We start from the raw sequence: 300 nt of genomic DNA, 5'->3' as shown, positions 1-300 counted from the left end.
GTTTCTTCCCGCCCGGAAAAGAAAAGCCCCGGCTTGCCGGGGCTTTTCAGTAAGATCGATCAGCCTTTAGCCTTCTCGTACATCTCCAGGACGTGGTCCCAGTTGATCAGGCTGTCGACGAAGGCTTCGAGATATTTCGGCCGCGCGTTGCGGTAGTCGATGTAATAGGAATGCTCCCAGACGTCGACGCCGAGGATCGGCGAGCCGCCATGCACCAGCGGGTTCTCGCCGTTCGGGGTCTTGGAGATTTCGAGCTTGCCGTTCTTGACCGAAACCCAGGCCCAGCCGGAGCCGAACTGG

At 59.3% G+C, this 300-nt stretch carries 1 protein-coding gene; it reads right to left on the bottom strand.

Annotated elements, in window-relative coordinates:
• Positions 1–59: 59 nt before the first annotated feature.
• The coding region (locus EN851_RS35430) for a Fe-Mn family superoxide dismutase (RefSeq protein ID WP_281041135.1) at positions 60–300 on the bottom strand (241 nt) is incomplete at its 5' end.

It is taken from the genome of Mesorhizobium sp. M8A.F.Ca.ET.208.01.1.1 (assembly GCF_004791315.1).
Taxonomy (GTDB): Bacteria; Pseudomonadota; Alphaproteobacteria; order Rhizobiales; family Rhizobiaceae; genus Mesorhizobium.
The sequence above is the reverse complement of the archived record's forward strand: the minus strand, read 5'-3'. Positions and strand labels throughout refer to the sequence as shown.